A 23,908-nucleotide genomic window follows, 5' to 3' on the forward strand; every position below is an offset into this window, starting at 1 on the left:
TGCCTGTTTGCATGCAGCATGATGCATGTCATCGGAACAAGGAAGTGCATTATTATTCCTGTTCACGGTTTTCTGAACACAGCCCCACAGGAGACTTCCGCATGACCGACACCACGCTCCAGGCGCCCCAGCGCGTCGACTACCGCATCGAACCTGCTCAGTACCGCCACTGGTCGCTGAGCTTCGACGGCGCCATTGCGCGCCTCACGCTCGACATCGCGGAAGACGGCGGCATTCGCCCCGGCTACAAGCTCAAGCTCAACAGCTACGACCTGGGCGTGGACATCGAGCTGAACGACGCGCTCAACCGCATCCGCTTCGAGCATCCTGAAGTGCGCAGCGTGATCGTCACCAGCGGCAAGGACCGCATCTTCTGCTCGGGCGCCAACATCTTCATGCTGGGCGTTTCGAGCCACGCCTGGAAGGTGAACTTCTGCAAGTTCACCAACGAGACGCGCAACGGCATGGAAGACACCTCGAAGTATTCGGGCCTGAAGTTCCTCGCGGCCGTGAACGGCGCCTGCGCCGGCGGCGGCTACGAACTGGCACTGGCCTGCGACGAAATTTTGCTGGTGGACGACCGCTCCTCGTCGGTCTCGCTGCCCGAAGTGCCCCTGCTCGGCGTGCTGCCCGGCACCGGCGGCCTGACCCGCGTGACCGACAAGCGCCACGTGCGCCACGACCTCGCCGACATCTTCTGCACCAGCGTCGAAGGCGTGCGCGGCCAGCGCGCGGTCGACTGGCGCCTCGTCGATGCCGTGGCCAAGCCCGCGCAGTTTCCCGCCGCCGTGCAGGAACGCGCCGCACAACTCGCCGCCGGCAGCGACCGCCCCGCCGGCGGCAAGGGCGTGGCCCTGAGCCGCGTTGAGCGCACCGACAGCGCCGACGGCATCGCGTATGCCCACGTCAACGTGCAGATCGACCGCAGCAAGCGCACCGCGACGATCACCGTGAAGGCGCCCACCGGCGCGCAGCCGGCCGACGTCGCCGCCATTGAAGCCGCGGGCGCCGCCTGGTGGCCGCTGGCCGTGTGCCGTGAGCTCGACGACGCCATCCTCAACCTGCGCACCAACGAACTCGACATCGGCACCTGGCTGCTCAAGACCGAAGGCGACGCCGCCGCCGTGCTCGCATCGGATGCCGTGATGTTCGCCAACAAGGACCACTGGCTGGTGCGCGAAACCATCGGCGGCCTGCGCCGCACGCTGGCGCGCCTCGATGTGTCGTCGCGCAGCCTGTTCGCGCTGGTCGAGGCCGGCTCGTGCTTTGCCGGCACGCTGGCCGAGCTGGCCTTCGCGGCCGATCGCACCTACATGCTCGCGCTGCCCGACGACGCCGCGCGCGCACCGAAGCTCACGCTCAACGAATTCAACTTCGGCTTCTTCCCGATGGTGAACGACCAGAGCCGCCTGCAGCGCCGCTTCTATGAAGAGGCCGCACCGCTCGAAGCTGCGCGCGCTGCCGCCGGCCAGGCGCTCGACGCCGACGAGGCCATGAAGCTCGGCCTCGTGACCGCCGCGCCCGACGACATCGACTGGGACGACGAGATCCGCATCGCCATCGAAGAGCGCGCCGCCATGTCGCCTGACGCACTCACCGGCCTCGAAGCCAACCTGCGCTTCGCGAGCAAGGAGAACATGGCCACCCGCATCTTCGGCCGCCTCACGGCCTGGCAGAACTGGATTTTCAACCGCCCCAACGCCGTCGGCGAAAAGGGCGCGCTGAAGGTCTACGGCACCGGCCAGAAGGCCGGCTTCGATCTGAACCGCGTTTGAGCACCCAGCAGTCCGCACAACCCAAGGAACAACGATGAGCACGATCAACTACAGCGAGAAGATCCCCAACAACGTCAACCTCGGCGAAGACCGCACGCTGCAGCGCGCGCTCGAAGGCTGGCAACCCAACTTCATCAACTGGTGGGACGACGTGGGCCCCGAAGGCTCGACCAACCACGACGTGTACCTGCGCACGGCCGTGAGCGTCGACCCGCAAGGCTGGGCGCAGTTCGGCCACGTGAAGATGCGCGACTACCGCTGGGGCATCTTCCTGAACCCGGGCGACGCCAACCGCGAAGTGCACTTCGGCGACCACAAGGGCGAGAAGGTCTGGCAGGACGTGCCCGGCGAACACCGCGCCAACCTGCGCCGCATCATCGTCACGCAGGGCGACACCGAGCCCGCGTCGGTCGAGCAGCAGCGCCACCTGGGCCTGACGGCGCCGTCGATGTACGACCTGCGCAACCTGTTCCAGATCAACGTCGAAGAAGGCCGCCACCTGTGGGCCATGGTCTACCTGCTGCAGAAGCACTTCGGCCGCGACGGCCGCGAAGAAGCCGATGCACTGCTGCAGCGCACCTCGGGCGACGCGAACAACCCGCGCATCCTGGGCGCCTTCAACGAGAAGACGCCCGACTGGCTCGCGTTCTTCATGTTCACGTACTTCACCGACCGCGACGGCAAGTTCCAGCTGGCCGCGCTGGCCGAGAGCGCGTTCGATCCGCTGGCGCGCACCACGAAGTTCATGCTGACCGAAGAAGCGCACCACATGTTCGTGGGCGAGAGCGGCGTGTCGCGCGTCATTGCGCGCACCGCGCAGGTGATGAACGAGCTGAAGACCGACGACGCGCAGAAGATCCGCGCCGCCGGCTGCATCGACCTGGGCACCATCCAGCGCTACCTGAACTTCCACTACTCGGTGACCATCGACCTGTTCGGCGCCGACCAGTCGAGCAACGCCGCCATCTTCTACAGCTCGGGCCTGAAGGGCCGCTACGAAGAAGGCAAGCGCGACGACGACCACGTGCTCAAGGGCCAGACCTACAAGGTGCTCGAAGTGAAGGAGGGCCAGCTCGTCGAGAAGGACGTGCCGATGCTCAACGCGCTGAACGAAGTGCTGCGCGACGACTTCATCAAGGATTCGGTGTCCGGCGTCGGCCGCTGGAACAAGGTGCTCGAGAAGGCCGGCATCCCGACGCGACTGTCGGTGCCGCACAAGGCCTTCAACCGCCAGATCGGCGCACTCGCCGGCATCAAGATGTCGCCCGAAGGCCGCGTGGTGAGCGAGGTCGAATGGGCCGCCAAGCGCGACGAATGGCTGCCGAGTTCCGAAGACTTCGCTTTCGTGGCATCGTTGATGGGCCGCGTCATCGAGCCGGGCAAGTTCGCCGGCTGGATCGCACCGCCGGTGATGGGCATCAACCGCCAGCCGGTGGATTTCGAGTACGTGCGTTTCGGTTGATTTGGGGTTTACTCCCTCTCCCCTTGGGGAGAGGGCAGGGGTGAGGGTAGGCGGCGTCCCCACGATAAGCAGCCGCCCCCTCACCCTGACCCTCTCCCCAAGGGGCGAGGGAAAGGAGAAAAAACATGGACATGGTCGTTGAAGCCGGGGTCATCAAGCAGCACCTGATCGACCCCGAGATCTGCATCCGCTGCAACACCTGCGAGGCGACCTGCCCCGTGAACGCGATCACGCACGACGACAACAACTACGTTGTTCGTGCGGACGTCTGCAATGGCTGCATGGCCTGCATCTCGCCGTGCCCCACGGGCTCGATCGACAACTGGCGCACCATGCCTTTGGTGCGTGCGTACACCATCGAAGAGCAGCTCACGTGGGAAGAGCTCCCCGCAGAACTCTCGCCCGAAGAACTCGAAGCCGCCGGCGTGTCCGGTGCTTCCGCCGAGGCTGCAGAAGCGCCCGCGCAGACGCAGGCCCAGGCTGCGGCCGAAGCCACCGAGCCGGTCTTCAACTCCGCGCAGTACGGTGCCAGCGTGCCGCCCTGGTCGGCCGCGCACGCGTACACCAACCTGTTCCCGCCGAAGACGCCGACCACCGCCACCGTGGTGGGCAACTTCAACTGCACCGAAGCCGGCTTCGACAGCGAGACGCACCACGTCGTGCTCGACTTCGGCGTGGTGCCGTTCCCGGTGCTCGAAGGCCAGTCGATCGGCATCGTGCCGCCCGGCGTCGATGCCATCGGCAAGCGCCACCATGCGCGCCAGTACTCGGTGGCCAGCCCGCGCAACGGCGAGCGGCCCGGCTACAACAACGTTTCGCTCACCGTGAAGCGCGTCACCGAAGACCACGAAGGCGACCCGGTGCGCGGCGTGTGCTCCAACTATGTGTGCGACCTCAAGGTGGGCGACACGGTGCAGGTGGTGGGCCCCTTCGGTTCGTCGTTCCTGATGCCGAACCACCCCAAGTCGCACATCGTGATGATCTGCACCGGCACCGGCAGCGCGCCCATGCGCGCCATGACCGAATGGCGCCGGCGCCTGCGCAAGAGCGGCAAGTTCGAAGGCGGCAAGCTCATGCTGTTCTTCGGCGCGCGCACGCAGCAGGAGCTGCCGTACTTCGGCCCGCTGCAGTCGCTGCCCAAGGACTTCATCGACATCAACTTCGCGTTCTCGCGCACGGCGGGGCAACCCAAGCGCTACGTGCAGGACCTGATGCGCGAACGCGCCGCCGACCTGGCCGCGCTGCTGAAAGACGGCGCAAGCCACTTCTATGTGTGCGGCCTGAAGAGCATGGAAGAGGGCGTGGTGCTCGCACTGCGCGACGTGGCGAAAGAAGCGGGGCTCGACTGGGACACCGTCGGTGCTGGCTTGAAGCGCGAAGGCCGACTCCACCTCGAAACGTACTAAGCTGCGGCGAATGCTGTTCGCCGACTTCCATGCAGGCCAGGTCATCGAGGCCGGGCCTTATGTGCTCACCGAAGCCGAGCTGCTGCAGTTCGCGCGGGCCTACGACCCGCAGTGGTTCCACACCGATCCCGAAGCCGCGGCCGAAAGCCCTTTCGGCGGCCTGATCGCCAGTGGCTGGCACACCTGCTCGATCGCGATGCGGCTGGTGGTCGAGGCCGCGCTGGCCGACTCCGAATCGTTCGCGTCGCCCGGACTCGAGCACGTGCGCTGGCCGAACCCGGTGCGACCCGGCGATGCGCTGCGGCTCGTGGCCGACGTGATCGAGGTGCGCCGCTCCGAGAAGCGCCCCACGCTCGGCATCCTGCGCTGGCGCTGGCGGCTGTTCAACCAGCGCGCGCTGGTGGTGCTCGACACCGAAGTCACCAGCCTTTTCAAGCTGCCCGCACCCGGGCTCTGAACGACACAAGCCCGCAACGCACAGAGCGTTGCGGGCTTGATTTCTTTCGGAGCGATGCGCTGCAGCCGCCGCGTCCGGCCGCTGCAGCCTGGACCTGCTTACTTCTTGTGCAGGTCGACCGCGCCCGAGCCCTGGGCCTTGCCGCTCGCCTTGGCGCCGGCCGTGGCGGGTTTCACCGCGCCGCCGACCGCGCCCGCGGCACCGGTCGCGCTGTTCACGGTGCTGCCCACGGTGTTGGTCACCCCGCCGACGGCCTGCGTTGCGCCGCCGACAGCGCCGGTGGCACCGCCGACCGCACCCGTGGCCGTGCCGAGCACGCCACCGACGGCATTGCCCACGCCGCCGGTCGCACCGGAGGTGGAGGTGTCCGCGTTGGCATCGGCCGATGCGCCGGTCTGCGAGCGTGCGCCGGCTGCGCCGCCTTGCGTCGCGCCGGTGCTGCCCGAAGCCTTCACATCGGCGTTGACCCCCACGCCGACCCCGACGCCTTGCGCCTGGGCCGTCCCGCCGAGGGCCAGGAGGCCCGCCAGCATGGCGCCGATGAAGATGCGGTTGGTTGCATGTGTAGTCATGAGTGACAGTTCCTTTCGTTGCTGAGTCACGGTTTGCAGAACCGACCGGGGTTCGATCGATTCGGGGGCAACCATGACGGGCCGGCAGGTTGTCGCCATGTGCGGCGCGTTCGCTCGACGCTGTGGGAATCGGCCGTCGGCGAAATGAGGGGCTCGTGCGTTAGGGCGGCGTTCGCAAATCCCCGCCCGATCCGGGGTTTCTGGGCGCGGTACGCCGTGGCATCGAAGACATGCAACTCATAATGTTGCATGAAACGAGACAGCAAGCTTTCCGGCGTGCTCCACGTGCTGCTGCACATGGCCGAGCTGGACGCACCCATTACTTCCGAGGCGCTCGCCGCGGCGATGCAGACCAACCCCGTGGTCGTGCGCCGGCTCATGGCGGGCTTGCGGCAGGCCGGCTTCGTCAGTTCGGCGAAGGGGCATGGCGGCGGCTGGGTGCTGTCGTGCTCATTGGGTTCGGTGACGCTGGGCGACATCCACAACGCCGTCGGCGCGCCCGCGCTGCTGGCCATGGGCAACCGCACCGAGAGCCCGGGCTGCATCGTCGAGCAGGCGGTGAACGCGGCGCTCGACGGCGCCTGCCAGGAAGCCGAGGCGCTGCTGCTGCGGCGGCTCAACGGCATCACGCTGGCCGATCTTTCCAAGGACTTTCATCGCCGCATGACGGGCGGCGGCTTCACCCTGAAGGACATCGCACATGCGCCATGACGCACTCATCGTGGGCGGCAGCTTTGCCGGCCTTTCCGCCGCCATGCAATTGGCGCGCGCACGCAGGAAGGTCTGCGTGGTCGACGCGGGCGCGCCGCGGAATCGCTTCGCCGCCGCCTCGCACGGCTTCTTCGGGCAGGACGGCATGCCGCCGCTGCAGATGATTGCCGATGCGCGCGACAAGCTGCTCGCCTATCCGTCCGTCACTTTCGTCGAAGGCACGGTGACTGCGGCAACGGCCGATGGCGACGAGGGCTTCATCGTCTCGTTGAACAACGGGGAACGCCTCTCGACGCACAAGCTGTTGCTGGCCTTCGGCGTGCAGGACGGCCTGCCCGACATTCCGGGCCTCGGCGAGCGCTGGGGCAAGAGCGTGCTGCACTGTCCTTATTGTCACGGCTACGAGTTCGGCGATCGCTCGCTGGGCGTGCTCTTTCACAGCGCGCACCCGCCGGACCACGCGCTGCTGATCGCCGAGTGGGGCCCGACCACGCTCTTCCTGAATGGCGCTGAAGGGCCGGATGCCGAGGCGCGTGCCCGGCTGCAATCGCGCGGCGTGACGCTCGAGCCCGGGCGCATCGCCGGCCTCGAAGGGCAGGGGACGGACCTGGCGGCCGTGCGCCTGGACGACGGGCGGCGCGTGCCGATCGAGGCGCTGTTCGTGGCGCCGCACACGCGGCCGACCAGTCCGCTGGCCGAACAGCTGGGCTGCGCGTTCGACGACGGCCCCACGGGCCCGGTGCTGCGCGTCGATGCGATGAAGACGACCACGGTGCCCGGCGTGTACGCGGCGGGCGATGTGGCGATGGCTTTTTCCAACGCCACGCTGGCCTCGGCCGACGGGCTGTTCGCCGGGGTGTCGATGCACCGCGCGCTGGTGTTCGGGGCCTGATTTCAAATTTTTTCTGGGGAAGGTGGCAAACCACCTCAAACCACCCTATAATCTGAGGCTCACGCGGGAATAGCTCAGTTGGTAGAGCGCAACCTTGCCAAGGTTGAGGTCGAGAGTTCGAGACTCTTTTCCCGCTCCAAATCGCATGAAAAAGGCCACCTCACCAGGTGGCCTTTTTCATTGGCGCGCCGCCTTTATCCCCGGGCCGGCAGCACGGTCCCCCGGCTTTCGCCGAAACCGATGCGCGCATGGCCGGGCTTCTCGCACCAGCCGCGCAGCAACACCGCATCCCCGTCTTCCAGGAATCCGCGCGTTTCGCCGTTGGCCAGCGCCACCGGGGTTTGGGCCGCGCGGGTCAGTTCGATGATCGCGCCGGCCTCGCCTTCGCCGGGGCCCGAGATGGTGCCGCTGCCGAACAGGTCGCCGGGGTTCAGGCTGCAGCCGCCCACCGTGTGGTGCGCCACCATCTGCGCAATGCTCCAGTACTGGTGCCGGAAGCTCGTGCCCGACAGGCGCGACGGCCCGGTCTTCTGCTCGCGCGCCTGCTCGCTTTCGAGCCACACCTCGAGCCGGATGTCGAGCGCGCCGCCTTCGCGGTTCGCGCTGGCTTCCAGGTACGCCAGCGGTTGCGGGTCGTTCTCGGGCCGAGTCCACGCCTGGCGGTAGGGCGCGAGCGCTTCCATCGTCACGATCCACGGCGAGATCGTGGTGGCGAAGTTCTTCGCAAGGAAGGGCCCGAGCGGCGCCATTTCCCAGAACTGGATATCGCGCGCCGACCAGTCGTTGAGCAGGCAGAGGCCGAAGATGTGTTCCTCCGCGCGTTCGAGCGGAATCGCCTCGCCCTGCGCATTGCCCTGGCCGATCCACACGCCCAGTTCCAGCTCGTAGTCGAGCCGCGCGCAGGCCTGGTAGGTCGGGGCCTTCGCGCCGGGCGCCATGGCCTGGCCCATCGGCCGGTGAAAGCGCTGGCCGCTCACGCCGATGGTCGACACGCGCCCGTGGTACGCCGTCGGCACCCAGCGGAAGTTGGGCGTGACGTCGCCGTCGGGGTTCATCAGGCGGCTGATGTTCAGCGCGTGGTCGATCGAGGTGTAGAAGTCGGTGTAGTCGCCGATGCGCGCGGGTACGGTGTATTCGACCTCGGTCTGCGGCACGAGGAAGCCGCGCAGATCGTCCACGGTCGCAGGCGGTGCGTCGCTGCGCAACAACGCGAAGACCGCATGGCGCAGCGCCTGCCAGGCGGAGGGGCCGAGCGCGAAGAAATCGTTGAGCGCGGGCAGGGCGGCGGCGCGCGCCGCATCGAGCGCGAGGCCGTCGACATGCGATCCGGCGGCCAGCGCTGCGAGGTCGAGCACCTGGTCGCCGATGGCCACGCCACCGCGAAACGGCTCGGGGCGGCCCGTGCGACGGAACATCGCATACGGCAGGTTCTGGATCGGAAAGTCGCTGCCCGCGACGTTGGCCGATGCGACCCAGCTGCGGGCGCCGACGTCGTGCGTGTGGTTGAGTTCGATCATGTTCATCACACCGACGCCATCAGCGCGTCGTCGAAGATCGCGACCGCGCGCGTCCAGCCCGCCGAGGCGCCGCGGATCTTGTGCGGGAAGCAGCTGATGAAGAAGCCCGTGGGCGGCAGCACCTCGAGGTTGTGCAGCTTTTCGATGTGGCAATAGCCGATGTCGCGCCCGGCCTTGTGGCCTTCCCAGATCAGCGAGGCGTCCTGCGTCTCGCCGTACTTCTTCGCGGTGTGCACGAACGGCGCGTCCCAGCTCCACGCATCGGTGCCCGTGAGGCGCACGCCGCGCTCCAGCAGGTACATCGTCGCTTCGTAGCCCATGCCCGCGCCGGCCGACACGTAGTCGGGGTTGCCGTAGCGCGAGCCGGCGCGCGTGTTGACCACCACGATCTCCAGCGGGCTCAGCGTGTGGCCGATGCGCTTGAGCTCGGCCTCGACGTCGGCGGCCGTGACCACGTAGCCGTCGGCGAAGTGGCGAAAGTCGAGCTTCACGCCGGGCTGGAAGCACCATTCGAGCGGCACGTCATGGATGGCGATGGCGGGCTTCTTCTCGCCCAGCGCCTTGTCCATCGTCGAGTGGAAGTGGTACGGCGCATCGAGGTGCGTGCCGTTGTGCGTGGACAGCTGCACCAGCTCCACGGCCCAGCCTTCGCCGTCGGGCAGGTCTTCTTTCTTCAGGCCGGGAAAGAAGGGCTCGATCTGTTCGAAGGTGTTGTCGTGCGTGAAGTACTGGATCTTCGGCGCGAAGGCCGGCGGATCGGACAGCACGTCGTTTTCGAGAAAGATCGACAGGTCGACAAACTTGCGTGGCATGGCGAGGCTCCTTGTGGGGTGTTGGATTTGATGGAATTGATCAGGGCTGCTGCCAACGCAACAGCCGCTTCTCGGCAAAGGCCAGCAGCGCATTGCTCACGAAGCCGATGAGCCCGAGCAGCACGATGCCGGCGAACAAATCACTGGCGCGGAAGGCGCGTGCCGCCAGCAGAATGGCCTGGCCCAGGCCGCTTTGCGAGGCGATCATTTCGCCCACCACCGCGACGATCAGCGCGATGGTCAGCGCCAGCCGCATGCCGGCCAGGATGTCGGGCATGGCGTTGGGCAGGCCCATCTTCCAGATGTACGCGGCGCGCGACATCTGCAGGCAGCGCGCCACTTCCGACAGGCGCGGCTCCACGGCCGCGAAGCCGTGCACCGTGGCCAGCAGCACCGGCCACATCGCGCCGAAGGCGACCACGAACAGCACCATGCCGGGGTTCAGCCCGAAGATCGAAATGGCCAGCGGCAGCAGCGCCGAGGCGGGCAGCGGGCGGATAAACTCCAGCGTCGGCTGCACCCACGCGCGCACTGCGGGCGACACGCCGATGGCCGCGCCCAGCAGCACGCCGAAGAGCGAGGCGAGCAGCCAGCCTTCGACCATGCGGCCCACCGTGGCCTGCGTGAAGGCGAGCAGTTCGCCGTTGCCATCGTTGCCCGCAGAGAGGTTGAGCCCTTCGAGCAGGCTCGCGAAGGTGGCCTGCGGCGTCGGCAAAAACACGCGGCTGACCCAGCCTGCGTTGCTCGCCACCCACCACAGCGCAATCAGTGCGAGCAGCACGCTCACCGAGCCCAGCCACCCCAGACCGAATCGGTCGTTGCGGTTGTTCATGGCTGCACCCCCATGCGGCGCGCGACGAAGGATTGCAGCCGCACCATGCCCGCGTTGACCGCGAAGCCCACCACGCCGATCCAGCCGAGCCACGCGAGCATCAGCGCAGGGTCGAAGCTCTGCTGCGCGATCATCATCGCGTAGCCCATGCCGTGCGGATTCGCGGCGATCTCGACCGTCACGGCCACCACCAGCGCCACCGCCACACCGAGGCGCAGCGCGACGAACAGGCGCGGCACGATGGCCGGCAGCACGATCTTGAAGGCACGCTCGCGCGCCGACAGGCCGAGCACGCGGCTGACCTCGAGCAGCCGGGGCTCGATCTGCTGCACCGCCGACTGCACCAGCACCAGCAACGGCCAGAAGGTGGCGAAGGCGACGATGGCCACCTCCATGCGCACGCCGAAACCGAAGCCCAGCATCGCGAGCGGGATCAGCGCGACCGAAGGCACGGGGCGCAGCACCTCGATGGAGACGGAGCCCAGTTGCGCCGCTCGGCGCGAAAGCCCGAGCACCAGCCCGAGCGCAATGCCGAGCACCGCACCCAGCAGCAGGCCGAGCGCGGCCGTGCCGAGCGTGAAGCCCGTGGCCTGCCAGAGCGAGCCGTCCATCGCCGCGCCGACGAAGGCCTTGGCCGCCGCGGTCGGTGGCGCAAGGGCATCGCTGCCCAGCGCTGCGGCGCGTCGCGCGTACCACTCGAAGGCACCGACCAGCAGCGCGGGAAACACCCACGGCCGCAGCCAGCGGAAGAGGCGGCCTTCAGTCATGGCCCTGCTCGATGAAAGCGAACAGCTCACGCCGCAACTGCAGGTAGTCCGGATGCTCCTTGGTCGTCAGCTGGTCGCGCGGGCGCGGGATCTTCACGTCGATCATCCGCGCCAGGCTCGGGCGTCCCGGTCCGGGGTTGGCCTGCAGTGCGATCACGCGGTCGCCGAGGTAGATGGCTTCTTCGAGGTCGTGCGTGACGAACAGCACCGTGAGCCCGTCGTCGCGCACCAGCCGCGCGAGCTCGTCCTGCAGGCTCTGGCGCGTGAGCGCGTCGAGCGCGCCGAAGGGCTCGTCCATCATCATCAGCTCGGGCTTCTGCGCGAGGCAGCGCGCAATCTGCGCGCGCTGCTGCATGCCGCCCGACAGCTGCACCGGAAACTTGTGCGCGTGCTTCGCAAGCCCGACCTTGCCGAGCACGTCGGCGATGCGCGATGCGCGCTCGGCCGTGGGCACGCCGGCCGCTTCGAGCGCGAGGCTCACGTTGCCTTCGACCGTGCGCCACGGCAGCAGCGCGCGGCCGTAGTCCTGGAACACGAAGGCCACTTCGCGCGAGGGCGCCGTCATCGGCACGCCCTTGCGCCGCACCTCGCCGGCACTGGCGGTGACGAGGCCGCTGGCCGCGCGCAGCAGCGTGGTCTTGCCGCAGCCGCTCGGGCCGACGATGCAGACGAACTCGCCGCGCGCCACGTCGAACGACGTGGGCGACAGGATCTCGCGCCCGCCCAAGCGGATGGTGACGCCATCGAAGCGCAGGAAGGGCGTGGCTTGCATCGTGGAGCTCGTCGGCGAACGCGCAACGCTCGCAGAAAGCGCGGCGCGTGTGGTGATCGGGGCAGGTGCGGAAATCACTTGGCGATCAGCTTCGCAACGTCGATGCTCGTCTTGAGCATGTCCTGCTCTTTCATGAGCCCGGTCCAGTAGCCCAGCTGCTTGTCGGTGACGACCGGGCCGGGTGGCGAGACCTGCACCTTGGCCAGCACTTCGGCCGGCAGCTTGATGTACTTGCCGATGGCCGCGCGCACCTTGGCGTCGTTCTTCGGCTGCTGCATGAAGGCCGCGGATTCGACCAGCGCCTCGCGGAACGCGCGCGCCGTGGCGGGGTTCTTCGCCACCCACTCGCGCTTGGCTGCGTGCACGATGGTCTGGTTGTTCTCGGGCAGGAAGGTCGAGTAGTACGAGGCCACGTAGCCCGCGCCGCTCTCGGTGATGCGGCTCATGAACGGGTCGGCCGACACCACCGCATCGACCGAGCCGCCGCGCAGCAAGTCGGCATGCTGCGGGAATGCGGCCTCGATGAAGTTCACCTTGCGGTAGTCGACGCCGCTGTCCTTCAGCCACGCGCGGAAAGTTACGTGCAGGAAGGCACCGAGCCCCGGCACGCCGATCTTCTTGCCCACGCAGTCCTGCGGGCTCTTGATGCCCGAGCCCGCGCGCGCCACGAGGCCGAAGCCCGTGATCGTCTTCGAGGTGAGGCCGCCGCCGGCCACCAGCACCAGGTCGAGCCCGCCGTCCACCGCCTGCAGGAACACCGAGGGCGTGGGGCCGCCGATCTGCAGCGAGTCGGACTGCAGCGCGGCCGGGATGGTGGAGTTCAGCGGAATGAACTTCAGCTCCACCTCGAGGCTGCGCTTCTTGAAGTAGCCCTCTTCGGCTGCCACGAAGACCGAGGCGAAGTCGGTCACCGCCGTGTAGCCGAACACGATCTTCGGGTGCGCCTGCTGTGCGCGCGAAGGCAACGAGGCGGTGGCCGATGCGGCCGCGAGCGCCGACAGCAGGGTGCGTCTTTTCATCATGGCTGGGGTCTCCTGGGGATGGTCTTTTTCGTGCGTGAGGACTTGGCGGCGGGGAGCTTCGACGTCGCCTTCGGCTTCGGCAGCGCAGCGCGCAGGCCGCCGGCGATGAAGTTCACGAGCATCGGCGCCACGGCCGGGTCGGCGCGTGTGTTCTCGCCGCGCGAGAGCCGTTCGATGCGGCTGTCGGTCAGGTGGTGCAGCAGCGCGCCGAGCGCGAACTGGTAGCCCCACGCGACCTGGCTGCGCGTGGCGTGCGGCAGCGCCACATGCAACGCGTCGATGTAGGCCTCGGCCAGCGGGTCGAAGTAGCCGCGCAGCACGCGGTCGGCTTCTTCAGTCGCGTGGTACAGCTCGCGCGCCACCAGCAGTGCGTAGTACTCGCCCTCGGTGCTCGCGCGCAGCGCCAGCACGGGCGCGGTGAAGGCTTCGATGATGCGCGGCAGCGTGCGCGCGTCGTCGGGGTCGATGGTCACGGCCGCCAGGCGCGCGAGCCGCTCCTCGATGCTGTGGCTCCAGTGTTCGAAGATCGCGTGGAACAGCTCGTGCTTCGGGCCGAAGTAGTAGCCCACCAGCGCGAGCGGCACACCGGCTTCTTCGGCGATCTGGCGGATCGTCACCGCGTGGTAGCCGTGCTGCGCAAAGAGCTTTTCGGCCGCCAGCAGGATCGCCTGTCGGCGGTCGGGTCGCGCGGCCTCGGGCGCGGCGCTGGAGGCGGCTGAGGCGCGTGAGGTGCTGCGTTTGCGGGCCGTCGGTGTGCGAGCGTTCATGGGGCGTATTGAACGGCTGTACAAAAATGTTGAACACACGTACAAACCCTGAGGTCAACCCTCATTGAGCACGACCGTTCGCGGCGCTACGCTCGTGGCATGCCCGCTCCCAATATTCCCCAGATCCGTCTTTATCAGAACTGGCTGCGCGACACGCGCGGCCTGGCCTTCGACAGCTACGACGCGCTGTGGCGCTGGTCCGTCACCGACCTCGATGCCTTCTGGCAGAGCATCTGGGACTACGCCGGCCTGCACTCGCCCACGCCGCACACCGCGGTGCTCGCCGAACGGCGCATGCCCGGTGCGCGCTGGTTCCCCGGTGCGCAGGTCAACTACACGCGCGAGGTGCTGCGCCACGCCGATGCGGCCCATGCGGCCGGCCTGCCCGCCATCGTCAGCGACAACGAACGCGGCGAGGTGCGCGAGCTGTCGTGGCCCGAGTTGCGCCGGCAGGTGGCCGCGGTGGCGCTCACGCTGAAGTCGCTCGGCGTGCGCCGCGGCGACCGCGTGGCCGCCTACATGCCGAACGTGCCCGAGACCATGGTGGCGTTTCTTGCGTGCTCCAGCATCGGCGCGGTGTGGAGCGTGTGCGCGCCCGATATGGGCACGGCCGCCGTGGCCGACCGCTTCCGCCAGATCGAACCCACGCTGCTGATCGCGGTCGACGGCGTGCACTACGGCGGCAAGCCGCTCGACCGCAGCACCGTGCTGCAGGAGCTGCGCGGCCAGCTGCCGAGCGTGCAGAAACTGCTGCTCGTGCAGACGCCTTTTGCTGCGAACGCGGTGGCGCACGACGTCGAATGGCAGCAGGCCATTGCGCGCGATGACGCCGAGGTCGCGGCCTTCGAGCCCGAGTGGCTGCCCTTCGATCACCCGATCTGGATCGTCTATTCGAGCGGCACCACCGGCCTGCCCAAGCCCATCGTGCACGGGCAGGGCGGCATCCTGCTCACCATGCACGCCTGCGGCCTGCACAACGACGTGGGCGCGAGCTACGGCGCCAACAACCTCGGCGAGCGCTACCACTGGTACAGCTCCACGGGCTGGGTGATGTGGAACTCGCAGCTCTCGGGCCTGGCCTTCGGCGCCACCATCTGCATCTACGACGGCAACCCGGCAGGCAGCAAGGAGAAGCCCGACTGGGGCGTGCTGTGGCGCTTCGTGGCCAAGCACCGCGTCACCTTCTTCGGCGCGGGCGCGGCCTACTTCACCAACTGCATGAAGGCGGGGCTCGTCGCGAAAGACTGCGGTGATCTGTCGCGCGTACGCGCACTCGGCAGCACCGGCTCGCCGCTGCCCGACGAGGTGCAGCGCTGGGGCTCGCAGCAGATCCTCGATGCGGGCTCGACCGGCGTGTGGTGGTGCAACATCTCCGGCGGTACCGACTTCTGCGGCGCCTTCGTCGGCGGCAACCGCGAGCTGCCCGAAGTGCCGGGCCAGATGCAATGCCGCGAACTCGGCCACGCGGTCGAGGCCTGGAACGAGCAGGGCCAGCCGGTGATCGGCGAGGTCGGCGAGCTGGTGTGCACGCAGCCCATTCCGTCGATGCCGCTGTACTTCTGGGGCGACGAAGGCAACGCACGTTATGTGTCGAGCTACTTCGACACCTACCCCGGCGTGTGGCGCCACGGCGACTGGATCAAGATCGGCAACGACGGCGGCTGCATCATCTACGGCCGCAGCGACGCCACCATCAACCGCCAGGGCCTGCGCATGGGCACGAGCGAAATCTACAGCGCGGTCGAGGGCCTGCCCGAGGTGCTCGACTCGATGGTGGTCGACCTCGAATACCTGGGCCGCGACAGCTACATGCCGCTGTTCGTGGTGCTGCGCCCCGGCGTGGCGCTCGACGAGGCCATGCGCACGCGCATCAACAACGCGATCAAGACCTCGCTGTCGCCGCGCTTCGTGCCCAACGACATCTTCCAGGTGGCCGAGATTCCGCGCACGCTGTCGGGCAAGAAGCAGGAGCTGCCGATCAAGAAGCTGCTGCTGGGGCAGCCGATCGAGAAGGTGGTCAACCGCGAGGCGATGGCAAACCCCGGCAGTCTGGATTGGTATGTGGCTTTCGCCGCAGAGCGTGCCTCCGCATAATGGGGCGATGAAAAGACGCACCAGCCTCCTCATGCTCTCCGCGATTGCCGGAGCCTCCGTCCTGAGCGCCTGCGCTTCCTCGGATACGCCGGCCACGCCCAAACCGGGCGCTGCACCGCTGCGCGTCACGGGCACCGTGGCCTACCGCGAACGCATCGCACTCGACCCCGCGGCCGAAGTGCGCGTGCAACTGCTCGACGTGTCGCGCATGGACGCGCCCTCGGTCGTGCTCGCCGAGCAGCGCATTCCCGCCAACGGCAAGCAGCCGCCTTTCGCTTTTGAACTCAGCGTCGACGCCGCACGCATCGACCCGCGCATGCGCTATGCCGTGGCGGCGCGCATCACGCGTGGCGAGCAGTTGCTGTTCATCAACGACACGCAGTACTCGGTGCTCACGCAGGGCAACGGCACCACGGCCAACCTGATGCTGGTGCGCGTGACCCCGTCGCCGCCGCCGCCCCCGGCGCCACGTCCCTCGCGCTGATCGACGCCAACCCGCGCGACATCACACGCGCGCGGGTCAGGTCTGGCAGATCAGGTCAGCAGTTCGTGCAGCACCATGCGCGTCTGCCGGCCGCGCAGCTCCACCAGCTCTTCGATGCGCCGCGTGGCCAGCCGCCCCTTCAGGGCCGCGTAGGTGACTTCTGAAATCAGCATGCGCGTGCCCAGCTGGCGGTTCGCGCCTTCGATGCGGCTCGCCACGTTCACCACGTCGCCGAACGCCGTGTACGACAGCCGGTTGTTCGACCCCAGCACCCCCGCCACCACCACGCCGGTGTGAATGCCGATGTGCGTGCGGAACTCGGGCAGGCCCTGTTCGGTCCACTGCCGGTTGAGCGCGTGCATTTCGGCATGCAGCTCGAGCGCGGCGCGGCAGGCCTTGTACTCGGCGTCTTCCAGGTCGGCCGGCGCACCCCACAGCACCATGATGCCGTCGCCGATGAACTTGTCGATCACGCCGCCATGGCGCGCGAACACATCGGCCGCGAGGTTGAAGTACTCGGTCAGCTGGCGCACCAGCACGTCGGCCGCGATCGATTCGGAAATCGACGTGAAGCCTTCCACGTCGGTGAACATCACCGTCACCTGGCGCGGTGAGCCGTTGGGCGCGAGTGCATGGCCCTGTTCGACCAATTGGTTGATCACGTCCACCGGCACGAACTTGCTGAAGGCCTTGAGGCTGCGCGCCGAGTCGTCGAGCGCCTGGTCCAGGTGCTGGATCTCGAGCACACGGCTGGGCTCGCGCGGCAGGTCATCGAGTTCGAGCCGGCCGATGCGGTGCGCGATGCGCGAGAGGTTCTCGACGGGCGCCGTCACCAGCTTCGACAGCTTCAGCGACATGTACAGCGCCAGCCCCAGGAACACCAGCGCCAGCAGAAGCGACCACGCCACCGCACGACGCAGGCCACCCAGCAGCACGTCTTCGGGCACCCAACTGACCAACTGCCAGCCGGTGGCGGGGATGCGCGAGGCCTGCACCAGGTAGCGTCGTCCCTCGTGGCTGAAGGCGAAGGCCTTGTCGCTGCCGCTGCCGGCGATGCCGTCGGCCGTCATCTGTGCATCCAGCGCGCCGAGTGCGCCGGTGGGCGCCTCCAGCGTGTGCAGCACGCCCGGCATGTCGCTGCGCGCGAGCACCTTGTGGTCGGCGCTGAGCAGCGCGCTGTTGCCGTTGCCGTTGCGGCTGAACAGGCGCACGAACTCCGACAGCCGGCCCAGCGACACATCGCCCGCCACCACCATCGCCTGCGGGCTGCCCTCGGCCTGGCGGCGCTGGCTCGGCAGGGCGTAGGTCACGCCCAGCTCCTGCGCGGCAGCGAACACATAGGGGCTGGTCCAGACCGGCGCCTGCGTCTTGCGCGCCTGCACGAACCAGCTGCGCTGCGTCGGGTTGTAGTTGCTGCGGTAGGCCTCGACGCGCTGCGTGGCAAAGCGCTGCTGCACGTCGGCCTCGGAACCCAGTGGCAGCTTGTACTGCCAGGTCTCGGTGGTGAAGTCGGCGCTGCGCGCGATGTGGCGGATCGCGGGCACCGGGTAGCGCAGCGCCATCAGCATCTTGCCTTCGACGTTCGCCACGTAGACGCTGTCGAGTTCGGGCGACTGCTGCAGCAGCGTCCACAAGAGTTCGGCCGTGCGCTCGACGTTCTCGCCCGCGGGCGTGAGGCTCGGCGAGCTGCCGATCGCGCCGACCGCCGACTCGGCCTTGGCCAGGAAGGCCAGCACCTTGTCTTCGATGCGGTCGTGGTTCGACTTGTGCGCGGAGGTGCCGATCGTCGTCACCAGCTGCTGCGAACCCCAGTAGCCCAGCGTGACCAGCAGCAGCGACTGCGCGAGCGCAACGGCACTGACGATGGACCCGACATCGACCCGGAAGCGGCGAGAGCGCCGGGGCGGTGGGATTTCAGCGGAAGAGGGTGACGGAGACGGTGGCAACGGCGTGGTGACGTGCGCGAAAGACGGGCGACCCGCCGCATCCGGAGGCCCGGACGATTCCTTGTACATACAGCTCCCTGACGACAACTCGGAACGGACCCCGGCTCCTCCTCACGAGGTCGTGGTCCGGCGTCCGGAGGGAGTTGCGGGGCCGATCGTGTGCGTCGGCCATCCTGGCAATCCCCCCAGATGCGCGCGGGATTTTCGCCTGTAATTGGTACATATGTGCAACTTTGCACGCTCGGTGCCAAGTTGCTGCGCCCGAGGGCTTGCTTGCGAACGGACGTTCGTTTTATTTAGCGGGCGTCGTGAAAGATCAGGCCCAGCGTGTGGCGCCGTCCGCTGCGCACGCGGCTCACGCCGTGGCGCATCGTCACGCGGTAGCTGCCGCGCGTGCCCGCCACGGGCCGCTGGTTCACCGCGAAGATCACCGCCTCGCCTTGCGCGAGCGGCACCACTTCGGCACGCGACTGCATGCGCGGTCGCTGCTCGGTCAGCACGAACTCGCCGCCCGTGAAGTCCTCATTGGGCCGGCTCAGCAGCACCGTGAGCTGCAGCGGAAATTGCAGATCACCGTACAGGTCCTGGTGCAGGCAGTTGTAGTCGCCTTCGTCATAGCGCAGCAGCAGCGGGGTGGGGCGCAACTGGCCCGCCGCATGGCAACGCGCGAGGTAGGCCGCGTGGTCCGGCGGATAGTCGGCCGGCTGGCCCATCGCAGTGGCCCAGGCATTGGCCAGCGGCGCGAGACGTTCGTACAGCGCGCTGCGAAACGCCACGAGCTTGGGCGGCAGCGGATTCGCGAAGTACTGGTACTCGCCCTGGCCGAAGCCATGGCGCTGCATGACCACGCGGCTGCGGAAATGCGGGGGCTGTTCGTACATCGCGGCGAGCGCGGCGCATTCCTTCGGTGTGAAGAGCACGCCCGTGGCAGCGCAGCCGCGGGTGGCGAGGTCGGCGTCGATGCGGGGCCAGTCGAGGGCGTCGACGCGGGAGGTGGCGGGGGAGGTCATGCGGGCAGTGTCGCGTTGCTGCGGAATGCGGGCTCGCCGTTTTCGGACGCGGGTTTCGGTGAGGCGGTGTAGGTGTCTTCTTCGATCCGCGCAGGGACCGCATGGGCTTTGCAACGGGCGATGAGGCTGGACCCGTTTTGAGCGATCATCCCGCCATGGCAACAGAAAAAAGCACCGTGCGCAAACGAGTGGCAAGTCCGCTGGTCGAAGGTCGACCGGTTGCCACGTTGGGGCGCGGCATGACCCTGGTCAAGGTCGGCAAGGCGCCGCGGCCTGTCGTGCGGCTCGAAGACAGCACGACGGTGCTCGTGAAAAAGGTGGCCCGCGCACTCAACCGGCCCGGCATCGCCCGGTCGGACGTCTTCCGCGGACCCGATGCGGCCAAGGTGTTCGCCTACTCGGTCTATCCGCAAGACCCGACCCAGGTCATTCGCGAAGCCGCCGACGGCACCAAGGTCATCGGTCGCCTGGTCGACGGCAGGTTCCGCGCGAGCAGGCGGTGAGTCGTCGCCCCCCGACGCTCGAGAAGCTGCTCGAGCAGACACGCGGCCCACGGCCCGTGGCCTTTGTCCTGGCGGGGCACAACGGGTCCGGAAAATCGACCCTCTGGTATTCGCGCCTGGCCGCATCGCTGCAGATGCCGCTCATCAATGCCGACCGGATGATGATGTCCATCCTGCCGGACGCCGATCCGCAGACAGGGCGCATCCCCCTTTGGGCGCAGCAGCTGCGCGACGACGACGAGAAATGGCAGGTTCTGTCGCAGGAAGGCGTGCGCGCTTTCAAGAGCCTGGTGATGGACCAGCGCATGCCGTTCGCGTTCGAAACCGTCTTCTCCCACTGGAAGCCGCTGCCCGGCGGCGGCCACGAGTCGAAAGTGGACGACATCCGCGCGATGCAGGCGGCGGGCTACTTTGTCGTCCTGCTGTTCGTCGGCCTCGTGTCGGTGGACCTGTCCGTTTTTCGCGTGAGCACGCGCAAGCAACAGGGCGGCCATGACGTGGAGCACCAGAAGCTCATCGAGCGCTTTCCGCGGACGCAAGCCGCCGTCGGGCATGCGGCGCAGATCGCGAACATGACGCTCATGTTCGACAACAGCCGCTCCGAAGAAAACGCGTTCGCGCTGGCGCGGGTGCAGGCCAAGAAGTCGATCCTGTTCGATGCACGCGACCCGCAGTTCAAGGCCGACCCGGAGCTGCGGGCCGTGTGCGAACCCTGGCTCGAGAAGGTCGCCGGTCCCTTCAAGCCGCAGCGCGCTGTGCGTAAGAAGAAGACTGCAACCTCTTCGGCGCGGATCCCGAAGACCACGCCAGAAAGCACCCCATGAACACCCAGTGCAACGACCCTCAGACACCGCCAGCGACTGGCAACTCCCCTGGGCCGGCGGCTGCCGCTGCGGCCAGGTGCGCCTGCGCGTCACCGCGCCGCCGCTGCTGGCCATGGCCTGCCATTGCACCGGCTGCCAGACCATGAGCGCGAGTGCGTTCTCGCTGTCGTTGGCGATCCCGACGCCGGGCTTCGAGGTGGTGTCGGGTGAGCCCGTCATCGGCGGCCTGCACGGCGACGATTCGCACCACTTCTTCTGTCCGCACTGCAAGAGCTGGATGTTCACGCGCACCGAGGGCATGGACTATTTCGTCAACCTCCGGCCGTCGATGCTCGACCACCACGAATGGGTCGTACCCTTCGCGGAAACCTGGACCGACGAGAAGCTGCCGTGGGCCACGACGCCCGCGAAGCACAGCTTCGGCACCTTGCCTGCGATGGACGCCTTTCCTGCACTGATCGAAGCCTATGCCCGGGAAGGTGCCCGGCCCACGAAGGAGTGATGCACATGACACCCGAAGCCGTTCTCGACCACTATGACCAGGGGCGCCTGTGGCCCGCCGATCGCGCGCTCCCGATCGCCGCGGATGTCGACGCCGCCTACCAGCAGGCGCTGGCCTTGCGCGCGCTTCGCATCGACCGCGGCGAGCGGCCCGTGGGCTACAAGATCGGTTTCACCAACCGCACGATCTGGCCTCGCTACGAGGTCTACGCGCCCATCTGGGGCACTGTGTGGCACACGACGCTCACGCGCAGCAGCGATGATGCCGGCGGCACCGACGCGTTGAGCCTGGACAAGCTCTGCCAACCGCGCCTGGAGCCCGAGATCGTGTTCGGCATGGCCGCGACACCGCCGCGCGATGCCACGCTGGAAGAGCTCTTCGGCTGCGTCGCGTGGCTCGCCCCGGGCTTCGAGATCGTGCAGTCGCACCTGCCTGGCTGGAAGTTCAGCGCCGCCGACACCGTGGTCGACGGCGGGCTGCATGCGCGCCTGCTGGTCGGGCGCGAGACACCGATCGGCCGCTTCGCCACCAGCGCCCAGGCACTGGACGACCTGCTCGGCCGCACGCGCGTGCGGCTCTACCGGGGCGATGCGCTGATCGACGAAGGCACGGGCGTCAACGTGCTTGACGGCCCGTTGCACGCCTTGCACCACTTCAACCAGGAACTGCAGCGCTGCCCCGGTGCGCCGGCGCTGATGCCCGGCGACGTGGTCACGACCGGCACGTGGACCGATGCCTGGCCGCTGGAACCCGGCCAGTCGTGGCGTGCCGAGTTCGATGCACCGTTCGATCCGCTGGGGATCACGCTGCGCTAGCCCGTTGGCGGCCCGCGCTCTTTCAGAGCGGCGCGATCGGAATGCAGATGTCGCATTCGAACGCGCCGGTCTTCTCGTCGAAGGCCATGCCGGGCCCGTAGTACTCGAATGCGGGTCGGCTGTCGAACTGGAAGCCGCTGGCGGGCAGCCAGTCGCGCATCAGGCGTGTCCACGCATCGTTGATCTCCGCGGGCAGCCCCTGGAATCTCAGCGAGGCATAGCGCCCGCCCGGCAGCACCGTTTTCTGGAAACCACCGTCGGGCACGAAGTCCTCGGGCACTTCCACGCAGGCGTCGTAGCGCGAGTGCTCGGGCGCGGTGATGCTCGGGTCGTCATGGCTGATGCCGTAGCGGGCATGCGACCACAGGTTGTGCGCGCCGATCCAGGGCGCGACCTTCGTGGCCCAGAACTCGCCCACCGGCGCGCCGAACGGGCCGGTGTAGCGCAGGCAGGCGATGGTGACGGGAGAGCGGGTGATCAGCTGGACATTCACAGGTGGCTCCTCGTGCGCGGGATTGCGCGTTGGAGATCCATTCTTTGTGAAGCCGTGCAGGGCGATCTGATCAGGATTGCTATTGCGTGAGGGAGCGTCGCAGGGCAAAGACCAGTCGTGCGATGCACGCCACGCGCTGGGCGCGCTGCCGAAATGCGCGCGGAACGCGCGGGTGAACGCCTCGCCCGAACCGAAGCCCACCGACACCGCCGCCTCGAGCACCGACAGGCGCGGTTGCGTCGCGAGCCGCAGTGCTGCCACCTCCACGCGGCGGCGCCGGATGTAGTCGCCCAGCGTCTCGCCGGCCCAGGCCGCGAAGAGGCGATGGAAGTGGTACGCCGAGAAATGCGCCACGTCGGCCAGCACCGCGAGATCGAGCGCCTCGTCCAGGTGGTCGTCGATGTGCGCCAGCACCTTGTGCATGCGCCATTCGTACTCGGAGCGGCTGTCGCGCGGCATGGCGCGCATTCTCAACCTTGGCGGGCCTGCCCCAACAACCAATCACTGAACAACTTCAACAACGGCCGCTGATCCGCCCGCTCCGGCGTCACCAGGTAATAGCTGCGCTCCGCCGACAGCGCCCGAGGACAGGCCACCACCAGTTCGCCGCGCGCCAGCTCGTCCGCCACCAGCATGGTCGGCATCAGCGCGACCCCGAGCCCGTGTGAGGCCGCCGCCGCAAGGATCGAGAACAACTCATAGCGCGGGCCGCCACGCGCGTTGGGCGCGTCGATCTGTTGCGCGTCGAACCACTGGCGCCAGCCGTCGGGGCGTGTGCTCTGCTGCAGCAGCGGCATCTGCGCGATGGCATCGGGCGACACGGCCTGGCCGTCGGGCAGCAGCGAAGGGCTGCACACGGGCACCACGTCTTCATGCATCAGCAACACAGCGCGCGTGCCCGCCCAGTTCTCGACCTGCGCGGGCGTGCCCGCGTACAGCGCGGCGTCGAACTCGGCGTCGGCGAACAGGAAGGGGCGGGTGCGCGTCTCGATGTGCACCACCACGTCGGGCTGCAGCGCCGCAAAACCGCGCAGGCGCGGCACCAGCCAGCGCGTGGCGAAGGTGGGCACTGCCGCCAGCGACAGCGATCCGCCTTCGCCCTGGTGCGCCATGGCGTCGAGCGTGTCGCGCTCCATGGCCTCCAGGCGGCGCGCGATCTGGCGCGCGTAGGCGGCGCCGCTGGCCGTGAGCGCCACGCCGTGCCGCGTGCGGCGGAACAGCGCCACGCCCAGGAAGGCCTCGAGCGACCCGACCTGGCGCGACACCGCGCTCTGCGTGAGCGCCAGTTCCTGCGCGGCGCGGGTGTAGCTCTCGTGGCGCGCGGCGGCGTCGAAGCACACGAGGGTTTGCAGGGGTGGGATCTTGCGGCGCATGTATGCCGGGAGTGTATGACTGGCGAGATGATTTCACCTGTAAATCAACAAGATGTATCTCTTCAGATGTGCGCAATGCGCATATCTGGGTGAGGATTCA

At 68.0% G+C, this 23,908-nt stretch carries 24 protein-coding genes and 1 tRNA gene; 13 read left to right on the forward strand and 12 right to left on the reverse strand.

Annotation, left to right across the window (positions count from 1 at the left end):
* Nucleotides 1–101 precede the first annotated feature (101 nt).
* The 4 genes from boxC (at nucleotide 102) to CLU95_RS15560 (ending at nucleotide 5,100) form a co-directional block, all read left to right on the forward strand.
* Nucleotides 102–1,775 (forward strand): 2,3-epoxybenzoyl-CoA dihydrolase, encoded by a 1,674-nt coding sequence (gene boxC / locus CLU95_RS15545; protein ID WP_099794386.1) that lies wholly within the window; start codon nucleotides 102–104, stop codon nucleotides 1,773–1,775.
* Nucleotides 1,776–1,809: 34 nt separating this feature from the next.
* On the forward strand, nucleotides 1,810–3,237 hold the full coding sequence (gene boxB, locus CLU95_RS15550) for a benzoyl-CoA 2,3-epoxidase subunit BoxB (RefSeq protein WP_099794387.1): 1,428 nt from the start codon (nucleotides 1,810–1,812) through the stop codon (nucleotides 3,235–3,237).
* A gap of 125 nt (nucleotides 3,238–3,362) precedes the next feature.
* Nucleotides 3,363–4,643 (forward strand): benzoyl-CoA 2,3-epoxidase subunit BoxA, encoded by a 1,281-nt coding sequence (gene boxA, locus CLU95_RS15555; protein WP_099794388.1) that lies wholly within the window; start codon nucleotides 3,363–3,365, stop codon nucleotides 4,641–4,643.
* Nucleotides 4,644–4,653: 10 nt separating this feature from the next.
* Entirely contained in the window at nucleotides 4,654–5,100 is a 447-nt protein-coding gene (locus CLU95_RS15560) for a MaoC family dehydratase (protein WP_099794390.1), read from the forward strand.
* Between the two features lie 98 nt (nucleotides 5,101–5,198).
* Here the strand turns inward: CLU95_RS15560 and CLU95_RS15565 are convergent, their stop codons facing one another.
* Entirely contained in the window at nucleotides 5,199–5,672 is a 474-nt protein-coding gene (locus CLU95_RS15565) for an adhesin (protein ID WP_099794392.1), read from the reverse strand.
* Between the two features lie 249 nt (nucleotides 5,673–5,921).
* Here CLU95_RS15565 and CLU95_RS15570 point away from each other — a divergent pair, with 249 nt between their 5' ends.
* The 3 genes from CLU95_RS15570 (at nucleotide 5,922) to CLU95_RS15580 (ending at nucleotide 7,414) form a co-directional block, all read left to right on the forward strand.
* The gene (locus tag CLU95_RS15570; protein ID WP_099794393.1) at nucleotides 5,922–6,383 is read left to right on the forward strand and encodes an Rrf2 family transcriptional regulator; all 462 of its coding nucleotides are present in this window, start codon (nucleotides 5,922–5,924) and stop codon (nucleotides 6,381–6,383) included.
* Nucleotides 6,373–7,275 carry an NAD(P)/FAD-dependent oxidoreductase gene (locus tag CLU95_RS15575; RefSeq protein WP_099794394.1) on the forward strand — a complete coding sequence of 301 codons (903 nt, stop codon included), beginning with the start codon at nucleotides 6,373–6,375 and terminating at the stop codon, nucleotides 7,273–7,275. Before CLU95_RS15570 ends, CLU95_RS15575 begins: the two co-directional genes overlap by 11 nt.
* Nucleotides 7,276–7,338: 63 nt before the next feature.
* Nucleotides 7,339–7,414: transfer RNA gene (locus tag CLU95_RS15580), tRNA-Gly, on the forward strand.
* Nucleotides 7,415–7,469: 55 nt separating this feature from the next.
* On the opposite strand, the gene fahA is transcribed toward CLU95_RS15580, so the two are convergent.
* From fahA to CLU95_RS15615, 7 genes are read right to left on the reverse strand one after another with little or no spacing between them, the layout of a single operon-like run.
* Complete coding sequence (gene fahA / locus CLU95_RS15585; protein WP_099797324.1) at nucleotides 7,470–8,792, reverse strand: fumarylacetoacetase; 1,323 nt, start codon at nucleotides 8,790–8,792, stop codon at nucleotides 7,470–7,472.
* A 5-nt stretch (nucleotides 8,793–8,797) separates the two neighbouring features.
* On the reverse strand, nucleotides 8,798–9,604 hold the full coding sequence (locus tag CLU95_RS15590) for a cyclase family protein (protein WP_099794396.1): 807 nt from the start codon (nucleotides 9,602–9,604) through the stop codon (nucleotides 8,798–8,800).
* 40 nt (nucleotides 9,605–9,644) lie between these two features.
* The gene (locus CLU95_RS15595; RefSeq protein ID WP_099794397.1) at nucleotides 9,645–10,436 is read right to left on the reverse strand and encodes an ABC transporter permease; all 792 of its coding nucleotides are present in this window, start codon (nucleotides 10,434–10,436) and stop codon (nucleotides 9,645–9,647) included.
* Nucleotides 10,433–11,203 carry an ABC transporter permease gene (locus CLU95_RS15600; protein WP_099794399.1) on the reverse strand — a complete coding sequence of 257 codons (771 nt, stop codon included), beginning with the start codon at nucleotides 11,201–11,203 and terminating at the stop codon, nucleotides 10,433–10,435. The genes CLU95_RS15595 and CLU95_RS15600 overlap by 4 nt, the downstream gene beginning before the upstream one ends.
* Nucleotides 11,196–12,053, reverse strand: a complete 858-nt coding sequence (locus CLU95_RS15605) for an ABC transporter ATP-binding protein (protein ID WP_099794400.1) — start codon at nucleotides 12,051–12,053, stop codon at nucleotides 11,196–11,198. Before CLU95_RS15605 ends, CLU95_RS15600 begins: the two co-directional genes overlap by 8 nt.
* On the reverse strand, nucleotides 12,050–12,997 hold the full coding sequence (locus CLU95_RS15610) for an ABC transporter substrate-binding protein (RefSeq protein ID WP_099794402.1): 948 nt from the start codon (nucleotides 12,995–12,997) through the stop codon (nucleotides 12,050–12,052). The genes CLU95_RS15605 and CLU95_RS15610 overlap by 4 nt, the downstream gene beginning before the upstream one ends.
* Nucleotides 12,994–13,764 (reverse strand): TetR/AcrR family transcriptional regulator, encoded by a 771-nt coding sequence (locus CLU95_RS15615; protein ID WP_099794404.1) that lies wholly within the window; start codon nucleotides 13,762–13,764, stop codon nucleotides 12,994–12,996. Before CLU95_RS15615 ends, CLU95_RS15610 begins: the two co-directional genes overlap by 4 nt.
* Before the next feature lie 99 nt (nucleotides 13,765–13,863).
* Between CLU95_RS15615 and CLU95_RS15620 the strand changes: the two genes are divergently transcribed.
* Together CLU95_RS15620 and CLU95_RS15625 are read left to right on the forward strand one after the other, a co-directional pair.
* Nucleotides 13,864–15,858, forward strand: a complete 1,995-nt coding sequence (locus CLU95_RS15620; protein WP_099794406.1) for an acetoacetate--CoA ligase — start codon at nucleotides 13,864–13,866, stop codon at nucleotides 15,856–15,858.
* Nucleotides 15,859–15,889: 31 nt separating this feature from the next.
* On the forward strand, nucleotides 15,890–16,342 hold the full coding sequence (locus tag CLU95_RS15625) for a YbaY family lipoprotein (RefSeq protein ID WP_099794408.1): 453 nt from the start codon (nucleotides 15,890–15,892) through the stop codon (nucleotides 16,340–16,342).
* 50 nt (nucleotides 16,343–16,392) lie between these two features.
* Here the strand turns inward: CLU95_RS15625 and CLU95_RS15630 are convergent, their stop codons facing one another.
* Together CLU95_RS15630 and CLU95_RS15635 are read right to left on the reverse strand one after the other, a co-directional pair.
* The gene (locus CLU95_RS15630) at nucleotides 16,393–18,357 is read right to left on the reverse strand and encodes an adenylate/guanylate cyclase domain-containing protein (protein ID WP_099794410.1); all 1,965 of its coding nucleotides are present in this window, start codon (nucleotides 18,355–18,357) and stop codon (nucleotides 16,393–16,395) included.
* A 227-nt stretch (nucleotides 18,358–18,584) separates the two neighbouring features.
* Nucleotides 18,585–19,298, reverse strand: a complete 714-nt coding sequence (locus tag CLU95_RS15635) for a 2OG-Fe(II) oxygenase (RefSeq protein WP_099794412.1) — start codon at nucleotides 19,296–19,298, stop codon at nucleotides 18,585–18,587.
* 137 nt (nucleotides 19,299–19,435) lie between these two features.
* On the opposite strand from CLU95_RS15635, the gene CLU95_RS15640 reads away from it, so the two are divergent.
* Genes CLU95_RS15640 through CLU95_RS15655 form a run of 4 tightly spaced genes read left to right on the forward strand, consistent with a single transcriptional unit; the run spans nucleotide 19,436 to nucleotide 21,942 of the window.
* On the forward strand, nucleotides 19,436–19,801 hold the full coding sequence (locus CLU95_RS15640; RefSeq protein ID WP_257214637.1) for a hypothetical protein: 366 nt from the start codon (nucleotides 19,436–19,438) through the stop codon (nucleotides 19,799–19,801).
* Nucleotides 19,798–20,625, forward strand: a complete 828-nt coding sequence (locus CLU95_RS15645) for a zeta toxin family protein (RefSeq protein WP_099794414.1) — start codon at nucleotides 19,798–19,800, stop codon at nucleotides 20,623–20,625. The genes CLU95_RS15640 and CLU95_RS15645 overlap by 4 nt, the downstream gene beginning before the upstream one ends.
* 7 nt (nucleotides 20,626–20,632) lie before the next feature.
* A complete protein-coding gene (locus CLU95_RS15650; RefSeq protein ID WP_099794416.1) occupies nucleotides 20,633–21,127 on the forward strand; it encodes a GFA family protein in 495 nt (164 codons plus the stop codon).
* 5 nt (nucleotides 21,128–21,132) lie between these two features.
* Complete coding sequence (locus CLU95_RS15655; RefSeq protein WP_099797326.1) at nucleotides 21,133–21,942, forward strand: 2-keto-4-pentenoate hydratase; 810 nt, start codon at nucleotides 21,133–21,135, stop codon at nucleotides 21,940–21,942.
* Nucleotides 21,943–21,964: 22 nt separating this feature from the next.
* On the opposite strand, the gene CLU95_RS15660 is transcribed toward CLU95_RS15655, so the two are convergent.
* Complete coding sequence (locus CLU95_RS15660) at nucleotides 21,965–22,894, reverse strand: AraC family transcriptional regulator (protein WP_099797327.1); 930 nt, start codon at nucleotides 22,892–22,894, stop codon at nucleotides 21,965–21,967.
* A gap of 11 nt (nucleotides 22,895–22,905) precedes the next feature.
* The gene (locus CLU95_RS15665) at nucleotides 22,906–23,808 is read right to left on the reverse strand and encodes a LysR substrate-binding domain-containing protein (protein ID WP_099794418.1); all 903 of its coding nucleotides are present in this window, start codon (nucleotides 23,806–23,808) and stop codon (nucleotides 22,906–22,908) included.
* Between the last annotated feature and the right edge of the window lie 100 nt (nucleotides 23,809–23,908).

Source organism: Variovorax sp. 54, from assembly GCF_002754375.1.
GTDB lineage: Bacteria > Pseudomonadota > Gammaproteobacteria > Burkholderiales > Burkholderiaceae_C > Variovorax.